The following is a 15,966-nucleotide window of genomic DNA, read 5'->3' as shown; positions in this document are numbered from 1 at the left end:
CCATAATTCAAAAAATACGGGCCCTGCCCGATAGGAAGCCATCATGACCATGAAGAAGACCGTTACTGCCGCTACCTTCGCTGCCGCTGCCGCCGCGCTGTTCTCCACTGCCGCTCTGACCTCACTGCCGGTGCACGCCGGTGACAATGCCGTGAAGTGCTCCGGCATCAACTCCTGCAAGGGCACCTCCGAATGCGCGACTGCCAACAGCGCCTGCAAGGGTCACAACGCCTGCAAGGGCCAAGGCTGGTCGTACACTGCCAGCGCTGAATCCTGTGTCGGCGAAGGGGGTACTGTCATCGAGGGCTGATCCTCAGGCACGCACAGGCGTCTGCCCTGGCAGGCGCCTGTGGCGAATTCCCGACGGGAGGACGGCACACCGTTCTCCCGTTTCCGGTTGTGACTTCAGGCTCGCGCCGAAGCCATTCAGCCCAACTGCTTCGCGATCCGCCCCGTCGAGAAGAGGATTCCCGCATGACGACAGCTGTCACCGCTCGCCTGCCTACCCCCGCCAGCGCCGGTATCGGGCAAGGGCTGGGTCTGCGCCCCGAGTACTACCACGAGATTCTGACGACGCTGCCGGATATTGACTGGTTCGAGGCCATCAGCGAGAACTACATGGGCTTCGGCACAAGCGAATCCGGTGGCGTGAGGGGAGGCGGATTGAGCGCCGGTGGCAAGCCACTTCATCATCTCGAGCGAGTCCGCGAACACTACCCCATCGCCTTGCATGGCGTCTCGCTATCCATCGGCGGCAGCCATCCCATCGATAGCCGCTACCTGCGCGAGCTGCGTGCACTCTGCGAGCGGATCGAACCGCTGTGGGTCTCCGACCACCTGTGCTGGACGCGTACCGGCGCGCATCAGTTCCATGACCTGCTGCCGCTGCCCTATACCGATGCCACCATCGATCATCTGGCCGAACGCATCGATCAGGTCCAGAACGCGCTCGGCCGTCAGTTATTGCTGGAAAACGTCTCCAGCTACCTGACCTGGCGCCCTGACGAGATGAGCGAATGGGAGTTTCTGGCCGAGGTCAGCCGCCGTGCCGACTGCCTGATCCTGCTTGACCTGAACAACGTCATCGTCTCGAGCCACAATCATGGCTTCGACCCGCTGACCTATCTGGACGCCATGCCGGCAGAGCGTGTCTGGCAGCATCATCTGGCCGGGCATATCCGGCAGGAAGTCTCGGGCGGCGAGCTGTGCATCGACACCCATGACCAGCCCGTCCCGGACGCCGTGTGGACGCTGTATGACGCCGCGCGGAAGCGCTTCGGCGATGTCGCCACCATGATCGAGCGCGACGACAACTTCCCGCCGTGGTCGGAATTGATGCAGGAGTATGCCGAGTTGCGCCGCCGCAGTGGTCGTCCGCTGGCGGATGCCGCGCACAAGGACCAGACGGCAGACCACGGAGGGCTGCGCGCATGACGCAAGCGAGCCCCGCAGGCGGTGCTGATCGCAGCGCCTTGGCGCAGCTGCAGGAGACCACGGGCGCCTACCTCGCGACACCTAGCCCTGACACCCGCAGCGCGGCGGCCGAGTCCGTCATCAGTGATCAGCTTGCCAGTGCCGAGGAGCGCCTCGACATCTACGCGATGGCCTATCGACTGCGGCTCTTCGAGGTCTTCGGCGGAGATTTCGAGGCCGTTCACACCCTGATCGGCGATGACGCCTTCGGGCTGCTGTGTCGTGACTACCTCGCGGCCCACCCGCCGAGTCATTATTCGATTCGCTGGGCAGGCCAGCATTTCCCGGCCTTCGTCGCGGCGCGCGAACCCGAGCGCTCTCTGGTCACCGAGATGGCCGCCTTTGAATGGGCATTGGGGCTGGCACTGGATGTGGTGGACAGCACTCCGCTGAGTGCAGAGGCCCTGCAGACACTGGCCCCCGAGGAGTGGCCGGAGCTGACCCTGGCAGCGCATCCGTCACTGCAGCGCTTCATGTTCCATTTCGATACGCCGGCCATCTGGAAGGCCATCGACAACGATGAGCCGCCTCGCGCGCCGGTCGAGTCCGACACGCCTACGCCCTGGATCGTCTGGCGCCAACCCACCGCTGGCGCGCCCGAGGTGCACTATCGCTCTCTCGATGCACTGGAAGACCTGGCTCTCGGCACCATCCTCGCAGCCGGAGACAAGGGCCTGAGCTTCGGCCGGCTCGGTGAGCTGCTGACGCCGCAGGTGGGGGCAGAACAAGCCCCGGGCGTGGCGATCAACCTGCTGGTGCAGTGGCTCGCCGACGGTTTGCTGATCAGGCCCTGACATAGGCAACCGCGCGCCCGACGCCACGCCGGACATGACAGCCAGCGACGAAAGCCGGACAATACACGCCGACCCTCATTGTGATGGTCGGCTTTCGTCTTCCTGCTGCCGTGATGCCCATGTCCTCTTCTCCTGATGCTCCGTACTCCGACGCGCCGACGGCGCCTCAGACACCTGCGCCGATGACGGACGCCACGCCCACGCCTCTCGAGGCCGAGTCTGCTGAGATGACCGAGCCTGTTGAGCTGACTGAATCCGCCAAGCCACTCGACATCCTGTTCCAGGATGAGGTGCTGGTGGTGGCTCACAAGCCATCGGGCCTGCTGGTGCACCGCAGCCCCATCGACAAGCACGAGACCGAGTTTCTGCTTCAGCGCCTGCGCGACCAGATCGGCCAGCATGTCTTCCCCGTGCATCGCCTCGATCGTCCGACATCAGGGCTGATGGTGTTCGGCCTCTCGCCCCAGGCGGCGCGCAAGCTGAGCACCGCCTTCGAGGAGCAGCAGGTCAGCAAGCGCTATCTGGCGATCGTGCGCGGCGTCGCGCCCGAGCAACAACGCCTCGATTACGGTCTGCGCAAGGAAGACGGCAAGCTGCCCAAGGCCGAGATGCCAGAGCAGGAAGCCATCACCGACACGCGCCGCCTAGCACAGGTCGAGCTGCCCATCGCCATCGATCGCTATCCGCAGTCGCGCTTCTCGCTGGTCGAGGCCCGTCCGCTGACCGGCCGCCGCCATCAGATTCGCCGTCACCTGTCACGCCGTGGCTACCCGATCATCGGCGATGCCAAGCATGGCAAGGGCAATTACAATCGCTACTTCGCCACGACACTGGAATGCCCGCGCCTGCTGCTGGCAGCTGTCGGGCTCGAGCTTCCCCATCCCGAGGGCGGCTGGCTGAGCCTGTCGTGCCCGCCAGAAGGTGCCTACGCGGCAGTGATGGAGCGCTTCGGCTGGCTGGGCCATCTGCCCGAACGCTACGCTGAACACCTGGCAGAGCGCCCGAGCAGACATTGGCTCGATGCGACCGACGGCGTCCTGGCTGACTGAGCGTGCCCCTGCCGATTGCCACCCGTTCCCCCGAGATTCGCGAGCTGCGCATGACCACCTCTTCCGACACCCCGGACTCGACCGACATGAGCCCAGAACAGCAGAGCTCTGAAAGCAAAAGTTCTGAAAACAAAAGCTCTGAAAACAAAAGCTCTGAAGAACAGAGCCCTGACCGCAAGCCCTCAGGCGAGCCGTCGACCCACGACAGCACGCCCTCCGCCAGCGAACGGATGCTGGAGAGCTTCTTTGCGGCCGGCGCTGCCAGCCAGGCCCCTGCAGAAGACGACTACGACTTCCGCTTCGGCGGCATCCGTCGCCTCTACGGTGCCAGCGCCTTCGCCCACTTCCGCCACGCGCATGTCGCGGTGATCGGTGTCGGCGGCGTCGGCAGCTGGAGCGCCGAGGCACTGGCTCGCTCCGGCATCGGCGAGATGACGCTGATCGATCTCGATGATGTCTGCGTCTCCAACGTCAATCGTCAGCTGCATGCGCTGGATGGCCAGATCGGCCGTCCCAAGGTCGAGGTGCTGGCCGAGCGCTGCCAGCTGATCGCGCCGCAGATGAAGATCCACGCCATCTCAGCCTTCGTCACGCCGGACAATCTCGCCGAGCTGATCCACGACGACCTCGATCACGTCATCGACGCCATCGACAGCGTGCCTGCCAAGACGGCGCTGATCGCCTGGTGCAAGCGGCGCAAGCTGGGCCTGACCGTGACGGGCGGCGCCGGTGGCCAGCTCGACCCGACGCGCATCCAGATCGGTGATCTTGCCCGCACCGAGCAGGACCCGCTGCTGGCACGCGTTCGCTCACTGCTGCGTCGCGACTACAATTTCAGCCGCAACCTGAAGCGCCGATTCGATGTCGAGTGCGTCTATTCCGACGAGCAGCTGACCTACCCCGGCGCCGACGGCGAGGTGTGTGCCACCAAGCCCGGCGACAGCGCCACACGCCTGGATTGCGCCGGCGGCTTCGGTGCGGCCACCTTCGTCACCGGCAGCTTCGGCTTCACCGCCGCTGCCCGCGCGCTGGCGCGCATCGCACGCCGCGGTGCCAAGGCCACGCCTGCCGCCGATGACACCTCTGTGGCTGATGACGCCCAGGCGCCGAATGCTGCCGACTGATACGCCTGCTTCTCGCTGTTGGCTTCACTGCTTCTTGCTTCTTGCTTCTTGCTTCTTGCTTCACCCTCAAGGAAATCGCCATGACTGACCTGCCCGCCATGCCGCCGCTGCCGGAAAATCGTCCCGTGCCGGGTCTCTACCGCCACTACAAGGGCGCGCAGTACGAAGTTATCGGCACCAGTCGCCACAGCGAGACCGAAGAGCTGCTGGTGGTCTATCGTGCCTTGTATGGTGAATGCGGGCTGTGGGTGCGCCCGCTGAGCATGTTCATGGAGAACGTCGAGATCCAGGGCGAGCCGGTGCCACGCTTCGCGCTGGTCTCGGCGTGGTCCTGCTGATCCACGGGCGCACCCACATCCTGACCGTCCAGACAGGTACATGCCGCCTGTCGGTCGCGGTGCTATACTGCGCCGCTTGTTTTTCCAGACATACGCATTGAGCCGCTTGCGGGCATGATCTGCCCACACGGCTCGGCCACGCCCACACAGCGCATTGCCCGGCACTTCTGGCAGGCACTGTGAGCTGGTTCATACCACGTCAAGAGCGGAGGAAGCATGAGCGCACTGGTTGGTGTCATCATGGGATCAAAATCGGATTGGGCGACCATGTGCCATACGGTCGAAACCCTGGAAGCGCTGGGGATCGAACACGAGGTCAAGGTCGTCTCTGCCCATCGCACGCCCGACCTGCTGTTCGACTATGCCGATACCGCTGCCGAGCGTGGCCTTGAGGTCATCATCGCCGGTGCCGGCGGCGCGGCGCATCTGCCGGGCATGTGTGCCGCCAAGACCTGGCTGCCGGTGCTGGGCGTGCCGGTGCAGTCCAGCATGCTGTCAGGTGTCGATTCCCTGCTCTCCATCGTGCAGATGCCCGCCGGCATCCCCACCGGCACACTGGCCATCGGCCGCGCCGGTGCCGTGAATGCCGCGCTGCTGGCCGCCAGCCAGCTGGCCAACAAGTACCCGGCCATCCGCACCGCACTGATCAACTTCCGTGCCGAGCAGACCGACCGTGTGCTCGACAATCCGGACCCGCGCCCCGACGCACCCAGCCTGTCCCACGGAGGCGAGTAAGCCATGAGCCAGCCGTTCCGCTTCGGTATCGTCGGCGGCGGTCAGCTGGGCCGCATGTTGGCTCAGGCCGGCGCCGCCCTGAATGCCCGCTTCACCTTCCTTGATCCTTCGGATTCGCCCTGCGGTCGCGTCCACGGCCATCACCTCTGCGCCGATTGGCAGGATGATGCTGCCCTGACGCAGCTGGTAGCGGCGTCTGACGCCGTCACCTTCGAGTTCGAGAACGTGCCGGCGGACTCCGTCGCGCGTCTGGCGGCCGAGCGCCCGACCTTCCCGCCGGCTGGCGCCCTGGATACCGCGCGTGACCGCTGGAGCGAGAAGTCGCTGTTCATGCGTCTGGGCATCGAGGTGCCGCCGCTGGCGCTGGTCGACAGCCAGGCGGATCTTGAAGCGGGCGTCGCGACCATCGGTCTGCCCGCCGTGCTCAAGACACGCACGCTGGGCTATGACGGCAAGGGCCAGAAGGTACTGCGCGAGATGGCAGACGTCGCCGACACCTTCGCTGAACTCGGCAGCGTGCCGCTGATCCTGGAAGGCTTCATCGCCTTCGATCACGAAGTCTCGGTGATCGCGGTACGTGGTCGTGATGGCGAGACACGCGCCTGGCCGCTGTCGCGCAATGAACATCGCAGCGGCATCCTGCACTGCTCCACGCCGCTCGACTCCCACGGCATGCAGGCCGAAGCCGAGGCGGCGGCCTTCAAGGTGATGCACGAACTCGACTACGTCGGCGTGATGGCCTTCGAGTTCTTCGTCGTCAAGAACGCCGATGGCAGCGAGCGCCTGCTGGCCAACGAGATCGCCCCGCGTGTGCACAACTCGGGTCACTGGAGCATCGAAGGCGCCGTCACCAGCCAGTTCGAGAATCACCTGCGTGCCGTCGCCGGCATGCCGCTGGGCGAGACCGCACTGCTCACGCCCTGCGCGATGCTCAATATCATCGGCCGCATGCCGGAACGTGACGCCGTGCTCGCCATCCCCGGCGCGCGCCTGCACGACTACGGCAAGGCACCGCGCGCGGGACGCAAGATCGGCCACATCACGGTGCTGGCTGGCGACAAGGAGAGCCTCGACGCACGCCTCGCGGCTGCCGAAGCGCTGCTGGTCAATGAACTGGGCAAGTAAGCCGGTTCTGCACCACTGAAGATTTGCACAGCCCAAGACAAGACGCCCCCGCTGCCATCGGCAGCGGGGGCGTTTTCGTTTCGCCACGACTCAGCGAGCCGCCACGGAATCAGTCGATCTCGTGGTGGATCTGCTTCTGCAGGTAGAGTTCGATGCCGACCTTCTCGATCAGACCCAGCTCGGTCTCCAGATGATCGATATGCTCTTCCTCGTCGTCGAGGATCTTGCGGAACAGATCACGCGAGGTGTAATCGCGAATCTGTTCGGCGTAGGCGATCGCTTCCTTCAGATCGCCATGTGCCTGGTGCTCCAGCGCCAGATCGCACTCGAGCATTTCCTTGGTGTTCTCGCCGATGCGCAGCTTGCCGAGGTCCTGCAGGTTGGGCAGACCTTCCAGGAACAGGATGCGCTCGATCAGGGTATCGGCGTGACGCATCTCTTCGATGGACTCGTCGTATTCCCACTTGGCCAGGCGCTTGAGGCCCCAGTCCTTGTACATGCGTGCATGCAGGAAGTACTGATTGATGGCGACCAGTTCGTTGGCCAGTATGGTGTTGAGATGCTCGATGATCTTGGGATCGCCTTTCATGTCGCCATTCCTCTCTTGTCAGGGTTGCTGCTGCGTCAGGTTCTCTACTGCGCCTGATGACGGCATGCATCAGCCGCAGCGCGGGCACATCAGGCGCGCCCTCTCGGTCAGGTGTAGCAAGTATGGCGCAAAAACATGATTTTTTCGAGACATGGCAACAAGTTATCGACTTTTAGGCGCAAATGGGAAAGATTGGTATCCGCGTTGTCATGTGGCGGCCGATACCGGCTTGCCTGGCGCCCATGCGAAAACGCCCGCCACCCGGTCTTGAGACCAGATGGCGGGCGTCAGGGACGCGAGTCCTTGCCGGGACTCGACGAGAACGGATCACGCAGTAGTGGCCAGCGTGGTGACTGAGGTGTCAGTCGCCGGCAAGCGAGCCTCGGCTCAAGCCTGCGTCACACCGCGTAGGCAAGATCCTCTGTCGGCATCATTTCACGCGCGACCGCTTCGCGAGTGATGGTCTTGGCCATGCAGGCACATTTGCCGCACTGGGTCGCGCATCCGGTCTGCTCACGGACTTCGCGGAAGCTGCGCGCTCCCTGTTCCACGACTTCGCGGATCTTGTGGTCTGACACACCTTTGCACAGACAGACGTACATGGCTCACCTCGCTCACTTCAAGTGAGACAAATGTAAATGATTCGCAGAAACATGCGCAACACCTGACTGCAAAAAATTCTCATTCACAAGTTATATCAAATACTTAGCGAGGCGATTTCGGGTCGGTTTACGGTTGCGGAACACACGATGTCATAAGCAGGCCACATCAGCCTCACAAAGCGATTGCCGTGGGCAAAGTCAGCGCCGTATAAAGAATGATGGCTCGTGGCTGACAGAAAGGTAGGGTTGCGATTTCACACGAGGCCGCTAGTATGTATAACGATTTTTTATGCAATTCGAAAAACAATCACACCAAAACATAATGAGTCATCGCTAGTCGATCACTCAGGCGGGTCACTCGAACGCAGCCCAGCTCCTCGCTCACGGAAAGCGCCGCGTCACGAGGAAGGCAAATGACTGCCACGCCCCGCCAGGCAATCAGGAAAGAACATGAACAGGACACTGCAAGAGATTCCGTCGCTTCACCTCCTCATGGCCATGAGCCGCATCGGCATGCCGATGATGGGCGCCATGCTGAAGCCGTGACCGGCCTGAATCCGTCTGCTGTTGCCCTATCTGCCGATTTCCGAACGCCAATCCGCAAGGAGCCCGATGTCATGTCAGTACAACTCGCCACCGCCGATCATCACGCCACGTCCCACCTACCACTTGATCTGGACGCCGTCCGCGACGCCGGCAGCTGCTTCGGTGACCACCACCGCCTGCCGCTGACCCCGCTGCTGCGCAATCTCTATCGTGAAGCCCGCCGTGAAGGCCTGGTGGATGAGCATTGCAACGCGCGTGAGCTGATGAGCCATATCGCTCTGCCCCATGACCACGTGGTCACCCAGGAAATATCCGACCGTGTCTGGCGCTACAACGTCGGTTACTCCAACACCGGCGAGAGCGCGGAACAGGGCGACCTGAGCGCGGCGCTGGACTCTCTGAGCGAGCGCACCCTGGATGAGCCGCTGCCGGGTGCCCTGCAGCGCCTGACCGAATCCTGGCTGTACCTGCCGGGCGAGCTGGAAAGCCCGCGCCAGGCCAGCGCCGACGTGCTGTGGCTCGACAAGCAGGGCCGTGCTCGCTACCGCCTGGATCAGGCACGCCATTGGTTTGCCACCCTGCGCGACGAAGCCGTCGACATCGACGGCTGGTTGGCATGGCGCCTGACACACCTGCCGCTGACCAGCGCGCCGGTGCTCGATACCGTCAGCGCCTTCACGCGTCTGGCGCGCCTCGACCACGGTGGCCAGCGTCCGATCGGACAGCTGTCCTTCGTGCGCTACCGTGAAGGCGTACGCCTGGAGGGCATGGGCACCGCGGTGATCGACCTGCCGCGCGAGCTGCCCGAGACGACGACGCAGGAAGACAGCCTGGTGGTGTCACGCGCCAGCGTGGAGCGCATCATCACGCGACTGGATGGCCTGCTGGGCGTCTGATCACGCCCTGCACTCGCGGAAAACACAACGCCCCGCCAGTCGATGACTGGCGGGGCGTTTTCTTGTCTGGCTGAGCTCACGTCTGGCTGAGATAACTTCTGGATGAGCTCACTGCTTTCCTGCACGGCGCACGCGCCAGAGGCGCTTCACTCGCGCCGCGGCTTGGGCAGCACCACCACGCGAGTACCGGAGGCGATGTCCTGCCAGCTGCGCTGCTCAGGGTCCCACAGCTGCCAGACGTACCCCAGCCCGCAGGCGCCCAATGACAGCCCGGCAACCACGAAGCGTATCAGGCACTGCAGCAGCGTCGGGACATGGCCCTGCGGCGTCTCGATGCGCAGTCGCCAGGCCTGCATGCCCAGCGTCATGCCGCTACGGCTCCAGCAGCCGCCGAAGAAGGCGAACATCGCCACCAGCAACAGACTGCGGAACAGCGGCGACTGATTGGCCTCACCGCCATTGACGGCGACACCGATGAAGCCCAGCACGATCAACAACGCCATCACGAGGAAGGCGTCATAGACCACGCCGCCCAGACGCCGCATCAGGCCCGCAGGGCGCACTCCCTGCGGGTCGAGACGGCGGCGAGAGTACGGGGCGCCCCTAGCCACTGCGCCGGATCAGCAGCAGGCCGATCACGTAACAGACCAGCATCGGCGCCAGCACCGCCCAGATGGGCGCGAAGCCGAACACCACCGAGGCCGGGGCGAGCAGGTCCTGCAAATACTTGAACAGCAGGCCGACCACGATGCCGTAGAAGACCCGTGTGCCCGCCGCCACCGTGCGCAATGGCCCGAACACGAAGGAGGCGGCCACCAGCACCAGAGCCGCCAGTGTCAGCGGCTGCAGAATCTTCTGCCAGAAGTAGAGCAGCGGCTGGTTGGCCGACAGCTCCTGGTCCTGCAGGTAGCGGGAGTAGCGCCACAGGTCGGAGGCTGACTGCTGCTTGGGGTCGCTGATGACCAGCTTGAGCAGGTCCGGCGTCAGCTGGGTGTCCCACTCGCGAGTCTCCTGCTGAGCCACCGTGGTGGCGCTCGGCTCGCCATCCTGGGACTCGAAGGTGGTGGTCTGCACTGCCTCCAGCGTCCAGCCATCGTCCTGCCAGACGGCGCGCCTGGCGTAGAGCGCCTGGGTCAGATGGCGCTCGTCATCGAAGCGATAGCGGGTCACGTTGAGCACCACATCATCGCTGCGAATCGAGCCGAATCGGTAGTAGTCGTTGCCCTCGCGCTGCCAGCCGCCACCCTCGGCATAGACGGCGCCTGCGCCCTGCTGCTTCTCGGCGCGCCAGGCGTCGGCCTGCAGTTCGGTGACGGGGGCGACGTATTCACCTACCGCCATGGTGATGGCGATGACCAGCCCCAGCGGCTTCATCACGCCCCACAGAATGCGCGTCAGTGAACGACCGGCGGCGCGCATGATGGTCAGCTCATTGCTCGAGGCCATGCTGCCCAGCCCGATCAGGGCGCCCAGCAGTACGCCGACCGGCACGAATTCATAGAAGCGCGACGGCAGACGCATCAGCAGATAGAGGAGCACTTCGAAGGCGCCGTAGTCGCCTTTCACGTCCCCCAGATCATTGATGTAGGTGATCATCAGGTCGAGCCCGAGAATCAGTACCTGCACCACCAGCATGGCCACCAGCACATTGCGGGCGATGTAACGGTCGAGGCGATCAAGCAGCATCAGCGGCCACCTCCGCGGTTGTCGCGCCAGCTCAGCCAGATGCCGAGCGCCAGATAGACGCCGTGAATGGGCCACAGGCCGATGGCGGCCGGGTACTTCTCGGACGCGACGGCATTCTGCGCCGCGATCAACAGACTGAGATAGGTGATGTGCACGAAGATGGCCGGCAGCAGGCGCGCGAAACGCCCCTGACGCGGATTGACGCGAGCCAGCGGCAGGCCGATCAGCATCAGGATCGGCACCATCAACGGCAGCGAGATGCGCCACTGCAGCTGCGCAGTGGCCTCTGCCGAATCGGATGTCCAGAGCTGTGCCGTGCTGGCAAGCTCGATGTCATCCTTGAGGGCTGCGGCGTCCTGACCCTCGGTGATGCGCACGCCATAGCGATCAAAGCCCAGTCGCTGGGCGATCGCCTTGCCCGGCTCCACCCCGTAGCGCGTGCCGTCGCTCAATACCAGATAGCGGCTGCCCGTCTCGGGGCTGACTTCCTGGAAGGCACGCTCGGCGCGCACCACCGATTGGCTCGGTTCGCTGTCGGGCGTGCTGGCGGCATTGCTGTCACCTGCCTCGGCGATGAAGACGTTTTCCAGCTCGCTGTTGTCATCGCTCATGCTCTCGGCATAGACGGTGCGATTGCCGATCTCCTGGAAGCGTCCCGCGCCGAGTATCGAGAAGTCGGTCTTCTGCTTCTGCTGCTCGAGCAACAGCTCATTCTTGAGCGCGCCGGCAGGCGTCAGATAGAGGCTGCAGGCCGCGACCAGCGCCGTGATCAACAGCGCCGGCAGCAGGGTGACACGCAGCAGGCGTTCCGGGCCGACGCCACAAGCGACCAGCACGGTGATCTCGCTGTTCATGTACAGCTGACCGAAGGCCAGCAACACGGCAAGGAAGAAGGACAGCGGCAGCAGCAGCTCGAAGAACCCCGGCAGGTGATAGAGCATCAGGCTGCCGAGAATCGACGCCGGGAAATCCCCCTCCGCCGCATCACTGAAATAGCGGATGAATCGGCTGCCCATGATGACAAGCATCAGCACCCCGGCCACGGCGGCCATGGTGGTGAGTATCTCGCGTGTCAGGTAGCGGAAGATGATCAAGTGGAACTCCTGTTTCCCGCTCGCAAGCGAGCGTGTTGACCAGATCGATGATAGCCGGTGGAGGAATGGTCGTGATCACATGAAGACATCATCCCCCTCATGCATGGTGCGCAGCCTTTGCGTACACTGGCGGCACGGGTCTGAAGACTGGACGGGAGCGGATCCCCCTCATGCAGCAGCATTATCCAGAAAGGATGCTGCCTTGTCGCGGCTCCAGGCATTGCACGTGGACAGCCTGACATGATGGACTGCCCTCACTCGTGCATGCCAGCTCAGCTTGTCATGAGCGGTCTGCGCCCCCATCCAGATCATGCCCCCGATGTCGCCGCGAGCCGGGCACGCCTGGCCTGACGACATCCTTCATCCTTGTATTGTTCATCTTCGTACCCTCACTCGCGCGCGTGGAGTTGCCATGGAATTTCCTGTAGTCACTGCCAATCCGGCCCAGCTTGAAACCGCCTGCATCGTGGTACCTGTCATCGAGGGCGACCTCACCGGTGCTGCGGCACGACTCGACGATGCCAGCGAGAAGCTGATTTCCCAGCTGATCGAGCGCGGCGACTTCAAGCCCGAGCTCGGCAATACCCTGCTGGTGCCCTTCGCTCCGGGCCTCGGCGCTCAGCGCCTGCTGCTGGCCGGTTTCGGCAGCGAGGAAAAGCTCGACGAAAGCCGTTACAAGCGTGGCCTCGATGCCGCCATGACTGCCCTGCTCAAGCTGCCCGTCGAAGACGCGGCCTTCGCTGGCCTCGAGCTGAATCTCGAGCTGCGTGAGGCTGACTGGATGGCGCGCATGATCGCCGAGAGCGCACTGCGTACTGCCTATCGCTTCACCGAGATGAAGAGCAAGCCGGGCGAGCCCGTCTCTCTGACCCGCCTGAGCGTGGTGAGTGCCGACAAGCAGCGTCAGCCCGAACTGGAAGCCGGCCTGCGCGTCGGTGCCGCCATCGGCATGGGCGTCAATGAAGCGCGCACGCTGGGCAATCTGCCGGGTAACATCTGCACGCCGCGCTACCTGGGCGAGCGTGCCGAGCAACTGGGTGCCGCCTCGGATGGCGCCCTGAAAGTGACCGTGCTCGGCGAGGAAGAGCTCGAGGAGCTGGGCGCCCTGTCCCTGCTGTCGGTCGGCCGCGGCAGTGAAGAGCCGAGCCGCCTGATCGTGATGGAATACCGCGGCGCGGAAGACGAGAACGAAGCTCCGCACGTGCTGGTCGGCAAGGGCATCACCTTCGATACCGGCGGCATCTCGCTCAAGCCGGGTGCCGGCATGGACGAGATGAAGTACGACATGGGCGGCGCGGCCAGCGTGTTCGGCACCATGCGCACCGTGCTGGAACTCAAGCCGAAGCTCAACGTGGTGGCCATCGTGGCCAGCGCCGAGAACATGCCGGACGGCCGCGCCACCAAGCCGGGCGACATCATCAAGACCCTGAAGGGTCTGACCGTCGAAGTCCTCAACACCGACGCCGAAGGCCGTCTGGTGCTGTGCGATGCGCTGACCTACGCCGAGCGCTTCGAGCCGGCCAGCGTCATCGACATCGCCACCCTGACCGGCGCCTGCGTCATCGCGCTGGGCAATCATGCCACCGGTCTGATCTCCAACGATGATGATCTGGCGCTCGACCTGCTCGACGCCGGCGAAGAAGCCTGGGACCGTGCCTGGCACATGCCGCTGTGGGACGAGTATCAGACGCAGCTGGATTCCAACTTCGCCGACATCGCCAACATCGGCGGTCGCGAAGCCGGCATGATCACCGCAGGTTGCTTCCTGTCCCGCTTCGCGGACACCTTCCCGTGGGCGCATCTGGACATCGCCGGCACCGCCTGGATGTCCGGCAAGCAGAAAGGCGCCAGCGGCCGCCCGGTGGGCCTGCTGACCCAATACCTGCTGGATCGCGAAGCGGAACTCAGCGCCCCGCTGGAAGAGACCGCCTGAGGCTTCGCATGCTCTCGATGGCGTGCTAGCGTTGAGACACGCGAGTCGGCTCGCCACCCGGCATCGCTGACCCGAGAGGTCCTATAAAAATGATTCGACCCCCGGCGTTCCACGCCGGGGGTCTCGCTGCTACGGAGACACCCACGTGACCAAAGGCTTCGACGTCCGCGCGTCCACGCAACCGGCGGATGCTGCCGTTCGCGACACCATTCTGGCCAATCCCGGCTTCGGCCGTCACTTCAGCGATCACATGGCCCATGTACGCTGGACCGCCGACGGCGGCTGGCACGGCCATGAAGTCCGCCCCTACGGCCCGCTGAGCCTCGACCCGGCCGCCTCGGTACTGCACTACGCCCAGGAAATCTTCGAAGGCATCAAGGCCTACCGTCATGAAGACGGCTCGGTGTGGACCTTCCGCCCCGAGAAGAACGCCGCACGTTTCCGCAACTCCGCCCGCCGTCTGGCACTGCCGGAGCTGTCCGACGAGGACTTCGTCGGCTCACTCAAGGCCCTGCTCGCGCAGGACAGCGCCTGGGTACCGACTCCGGCCAGCGTCAGTGACGAATGCAGCCTCTATCTGCGTCCGTTCATGATCGCCAGCGAAGCCTTCCTCGGCGTGCGTCCGTCGCGTGAGGTCGATTACTACGTGATCGCCTCACCGGTGGCGGCCTACTTCAAGGGCGGCATCAAGCCGGTCTCCATCTGGCTGTCCTCGCACTACAACCGTGCGGCCGCCGGCGGTACCGGTTTCGCCAAGTGCGGCGGCAACTACGCGGGTTCACTGGCCGCGCAGAGCGAAGCCTCCGCCAATGGCTGTGACCAGGTCGTGTTCCTGGACGCCGCCGAGAACAAGTGGGTCGAGGAACTGGGCGGCATGAACCTGTTCTTCGTCTTCAAGGACGGCCGTCTGGTCACGCCGCGCCTGACCGGCACCATTCTGGAAGGTGTCACCCGTGACTCCATCCTGACCATGGCGACCGATCTGGGGCTGACGCCGGAAGAGCGCCCGATCAGCATCGACGAGTGGCGTGAAGGTATCGCCTCCGGCGAGATCACCGAGGTGTTCGCCTGTGGCACCGCGGCGGTCATCACCCCGGTGGGCGAGCTGGTCAGCGAAGACGGTCGCCTCGACCTGACCGCCAATGCCGGCGATGTCGCCATGCGTCTGCGCAGCCAGCTGCTGGACCTGCAATACGGTCGCGCCGAAGACACGCGTGGCTGGATGACGCGTCTGGCATAAGTGCACTGACATGAGTTTTTACATGAGTGCTTGGACATAAGCACTCTGACACAAGTGCTCTGAAACACGCCCTCGAGCCTGCCCATGTGGCTTGAAGGATGACCGAAACTCCAAGGCCCGCCTCGCATAGAGGCGGGCCTTGGAGTTTCTGGGGCGCGGATATCTGACTGCGGAAAGATGTCACGGGAGGCAGGCTGCATCGAAGCCACGCGGCGAGTGCGGTATCCTGAGCGCTCGAGAATTCCTTGCCCGAGCGGTGCCCATGACCCAGATCGACTTCTACATCCTGCCCGACACCACGCTGGAAGCCCGGCTGGAATTCGCCTGCCGGCTGGCCGAGACCATCCACGCCAAGGGCTTTCGCCTGCATGTGCATGTCGAGGACGAGGCGATGGCACGTCAGTTCGATGAGCATCTGTGGCAATTCCGCCCGGAAAGCTTCGTGCCCCATGCGCTGGATATCGATCTCGACATGGCCGCCCGCGAGGCCGAACACGCCGATGACGTGCCGCGCCCGCCGGTCACCATCGGCTGGCAGGACGCCCCGGCGCCGGGTATCGAGGCGCTGCTCAACCTGCACCCCAAGATCCCCGAATGGTTCTCACGCTTCGAGCGCGTCGCCGAGATCATCAATCAGCATCAGGATGTGCTGGTAACCAAGCGCGAATGCTGGCGCACCTACAAGTCACGCGGTTATGCCGTGCGCTCACATCAGCTCAAGGGCGTCAGCTGAACGACACGC

The 15,966-nt window shown here is 64.1% G+C and carries 17 protein-coding genes; 12 read left to right on the top strand and 5 right to left on the bottom strand.

The features are described 5' to 3' along the window. The first annotated feature begins 43 nt into the window (after positions 1-43). The 8 genes from bufA2 to AC5WNJ_RS01410 all read left to right on the top strand — a co-directional run bounded on the left by bufA2 (position 44) and on the right by AC5WNJ_RS01410 (position 6,638). Positions 44-310: a BufA2 family periplasmic bufferin-type metallophore gene (gene bufA2 / locus AC5WNJ_RS01445; RefSeq protein ID WP_253062909.1), complete on the top strand. Its 267-nt coding sequence runs from the start codon at positions 44-46 to the stop codon at positions 308-310. A gap of 164 nt (positions 311-474) precedes the next feature. Then, the gene (gene bufB / locus AC5WNJ_RS01440) at positions 475-1,434 is read left to right on the top strand and encodes an MNIO family bufferin maturase (RefSeq protein ID WP_253062907.1); all 960 of its coding nucleotides are present in this window, start codon (positions 475-477) and stop codon (positions 1,432-1,434) included. Then, entirely contained in the window at positions 1,431-2,267 is an 837-nt protein-coding gene (locus AC5WNJ_RS01435) for an HvfC/BufC N-terminal domain-containing protein (RefSeq protein ID WP_253062905.1), read from the top strand. The genes bufB and AC5WNJ_RS01435 overlap by 4 nt, the downstream gene beginning before the upstream one ends. A 227-nt stretch (positions 2,268-2,494) precedes the next feature. Further along, positions 2,495-3,316 (top strand): pseudouridine synthase, encoded by an 822-nt coding sequence (locus tag AC5WNJ_RS01430; RefSeq protein WP_253063169.1) that lies wholly within the window; start codon positions 2,495-2,497, stop codon positions 3,314-3,316. A 230-nt stretch (positions 3,317-3,546) separates the two neighbouring features. Beyond that, positions 3,547-4,440: a tRNA cyclic N6-threonylcarbamoyladenosine(37) synthase TcdA gene (tcdA, locus tag AC5WNJ_RS01425; protein WP_175090077.1), complete on the top strand. Its 894-nt coding sequence runs from the start codon at positions 3,547-3,549 to the stop codon at positions 4,438-4,440. Positions 4,441-4,520: 80 nt separating this feature from the next. Next, positions 4,521-4,778 carry a DUF1653 domain-containing protein gene (locus AC5WNJ_RS01420; RefSeq protein ID WP_225996526.1) on the top strand — a complete coding sequence of 86 codons (258 nt, stop codon included), beginning with the start codon at positions 4,521-4,523 and terminating at the stop codon, positions 4,776-4,778. Between the two features lie 216 nt (positions 4,779-4,994). Next, positions 4,995-5,513 carry a 5-(carboxyamino)imidazole ribonucleotide mutase gene (purE, locus tag AC5WNJ_RS01415; protein WP_043333193.1) on the top strand — a complete coding sequence of 173 codons (519 nt, stop codon included), beginning with the start codon at positions 4,995-4,997 and terminating at the stop codon, positions 5,511-5,513. Between the two features lie 3 nt (positions 5,514-5,516). Further along, positions 5,517-6,638 carry a 5-(carboxyamino)imidazole ribonucleotide synthase gene (locus tag AC5WNJ_RS01410; RefSeq protein WP_253062903.1) on the top strand — a complete coding sequence of 374 codons (1,122 nt, stop codon included), beginning with the start codon at positions 5,517-5,519 and terminating at the stop codon, positions 6,636-6,638. A 109-nt stretch (positions 6,639-6,747) separates the two neighbouring features. Here the strand turns inward: AC5WNJ_RS01410 and bfr are convergent, their stop codons facing one another. Together bfr and AC5WNJ_RS01400 are read right to left on the bottom strand one after the other, a co-directional pair. Then, a complete protein-coding gene (gene bfr, locus AC5WNJ_RS01405) occupies positions 6,748-7,227 on the bottom strand; it encodes a bacterioferritin (RefSeq protein ID WP_131431198.1) in 480 nt (159 codons plus the stop codon). Between the two features lie 398 nt (positions 7,228-7,625). After that, positions 7,626-7,829 (bottom strand): bacterioferritin-associated ferredoxin, encoded by a 204-nt coding sequence (locus tag AC5WNJ_RS01400; RefSeq protein ID WP_176676025.1) that lies wholly within the window; start codon positions 7,827-7,829, stop codon positions 7,626-7,628. A gap of 617 nt (positions 7,830-8,446) precedes the next feature. On the opposite strand from AC5WNJ_RS01400, the gene AC5WNJ_RS01395 reads away from it, so the two are divergent. Next, positions 8,447-9,271, top strand: coding sequence for a hypothetical protein (locus AC5WNJ_RS01395; RefSeq protein WP_176676024.1), 825 nt, complete (start codon positions 8,447-8,449; stop codon positions 9,269-9,271). Between the two features lie 146 nt (positions 9,272-9,417). On the opposite strand, the gene AC5WNJ_RS01390 is transcribed toward AC5WNJ_RS01395, so the two are convergent. From AC5WNJ_RS01390 to lptF, 3 genes are read right to left on the bottom strand one after another with little or no spacing between them, the layout of a single operon-like run. Beyond that, the gene (locus tag AC5WNJ_RS01390; protein WP_253062901.1) at positions 9,418-9,882 is read right to left on the bottom strand and encodes an RDD family protein; all 465 of its coding nucleotides are present in this window, start codon (positions 9,880-9,882) and stop codon (positions 9,418-9,420) included. Beyond that, positions 9,875-10,957: an LPS export ABC transporter permease LptG gene (gene lptG, locus AC5WNJ_RS01385; RefSeq protein WP_253062899.1), complete on the bottom strand. Its 1,083-nt coding sequence runs from the start codon at positions 10,955-10,957 to the stop codon at positions 9,875-9,877. Before lptG ends, AC5WNJ_RS01390 begins: the two co-directional genes overlap by 8 nt. Continuing rightward, entirely contained in the window at positions 10,957-12,051 is a 1,095-nt protein-coding gene (gene lptF, locus AC5WNJ_RS01380; protein ID WP_253062897.1) for an LPS export ABC transporter permease LptF, read from the bottom strand. The genes lptG and lptF overlap by 1 nt, the downstream gene beginning before the upstream one ends. A 412-nt stretch (positions 12,052-12,463) precedes the next feature. Between lptF and AC5WNJ_RS01375 the strand changes: the two genes are divergently transcribed. The 3 genes from AC5WNJ_RS01375 to AC5WNJ_RS01365 all read left to right on the top strand — a co-directional run bounded on the left by AC5WNJ_RS01375 (position 12,464) and on the right by AC5WNJ_RS01365 (position 15,957). Continuing rightward, positions 12,464-13,984 carry a leucyl aminopeptidase gene (locus tag AC5WNJ_RS01375; protein WP_253062895.1) on the top strand — a complete coding sequence of 507 codons (1,521 nt, stop codon included), beginning with the start codon at positions 12,464-12,466 and terminating at the stop codon, positions 13,982-13,984. Positions 13,985-14,129: 145 nt separating this feature from the next. Beyond that, on the top strand, positions 14,130-15,224 hold the full coding sequence (locus AC5WNJ_RS01370) for a branched-chain amino acid aminotransferase (protein WP_253062893.1): 1,095 nt from the start codon (positions 14,130-14,132) through the stop codon (positions 15,222-15,224). 262 nt (positions 15,225-15,486) lie between these two features. Further along, on the top strand, positions 15,487-15,957 hold the full coding sequence (locus tag AC5WNJ_RS01365) for a DNA polymerase III subunit chi (protein WP_176676019.1): 471 nt from the start codon (positions 15,487-15,489) through the stop codon (positions 15,955-15,957). Positions 15,958-15,966: the final 9 nt, after the last annotated feature.

It is taken from the genome of Cobetia sp. PDI-23MA, from assembly GCF_059507735.1.
The sequence above is the reverse complement of the archived record's forward strand: the minus strand, read 5'-3'. Positions and strand labels throughout refer to the sequence as shown.

Coding starts and splice junctions, on each gene's coding strand:
- AC5WNJ_RS01435 (WP_253062905.1), top strand. CDS start 1,431: ATGACGCAAGCGAGCCCCGCAGGCGGTGCTGATCGCAGCGCCTTGGCG.
- AC5WNJ_RS01375 (WP_253062895.1), top strand. CDS start 12,464: ATGGAATTTCCTGTAGTCACTGCCAATCCGGCCCAGCTTGAAACCGCC.
- bfr (WP_131431198.1), bottom strand. CDS start 7,227: ATGAAAGGCGATCCCAAGATCATCGAGCATCTCAACACCATACTGGCC.
- bufA2 (WP_253062909.1), top strand. CDS start 44: ATGACCATGAAGAAGACCGTTACTGCCGCTACCTTCGCTGCCGCTGCC.
- AC5WNJ_RS01365 (WP_176676019.1), top strand. CDS start 15,487: ATGACCCAGATCGACTTCTACATCCTGCCCGACACCACGCTGGAAGCC.
- AC5WNJ_RS01410 (WP_253062903.1), top strand. CDS start 5,517: ATGAGCCAGCCGTTCCGCTTCGGTATCGTCGGCGGCGGTCAGCTGGGC.
- tcdA (WP_175090077.1), top strand. CDS start 3,547: ATGCTGGAGAGCTTCTTTGCGGCCGGCGCTGCCAGCCAGGCCCCTGCA.
- AC5WNJ_RS01400 (WP_176676025.1), bottom strand. CDS start 7,829: ATGTACGTCTGTCTGTGCAAAGGTGTGTCAGACCACAAGATCCGCGAA.
- purE (WP_043333193.1), top strand. CDS start 4,995: ATGAGCGCACTGGTTGGTGTCATCATGGGATCAAAATCGGATTGGGCG.
- AC5WNJ_RS01430 (WP_253063169.1), top strand. CDS start 2,495: ATGACCGAGCCTGTTGAGCTGACTGAATCCGCCAAGCCACTCGACATC.
- AC5WNJ_RS01420 (WP_225996526.1), top strand. CDS start 4,521: ATGACTGACCTGCCCGCCATGCCGCCGCTGCCGGAAAATCGTCCCGTG.
- AC5WNJ_RS01395 (WP_176676024.1), top strand. CDS start 8,447: ATGTCAGTACAACTCGCCACCGCCGATCATCACGCCACGTCCCACCTA.
- lptG (WP_253062899.1), bottom strand. CDS start 10,957: ATGCTGCTTGATCGCCTCGACCGTTACATCGCCCGCAATGTGCTGGTG.
- bufB (WP_253062907.1), top strand. CDS start 475: ATGACGACAGCTGTCACCGCTCGCCTGCCTACCCCCGCCAGCGCCGGT.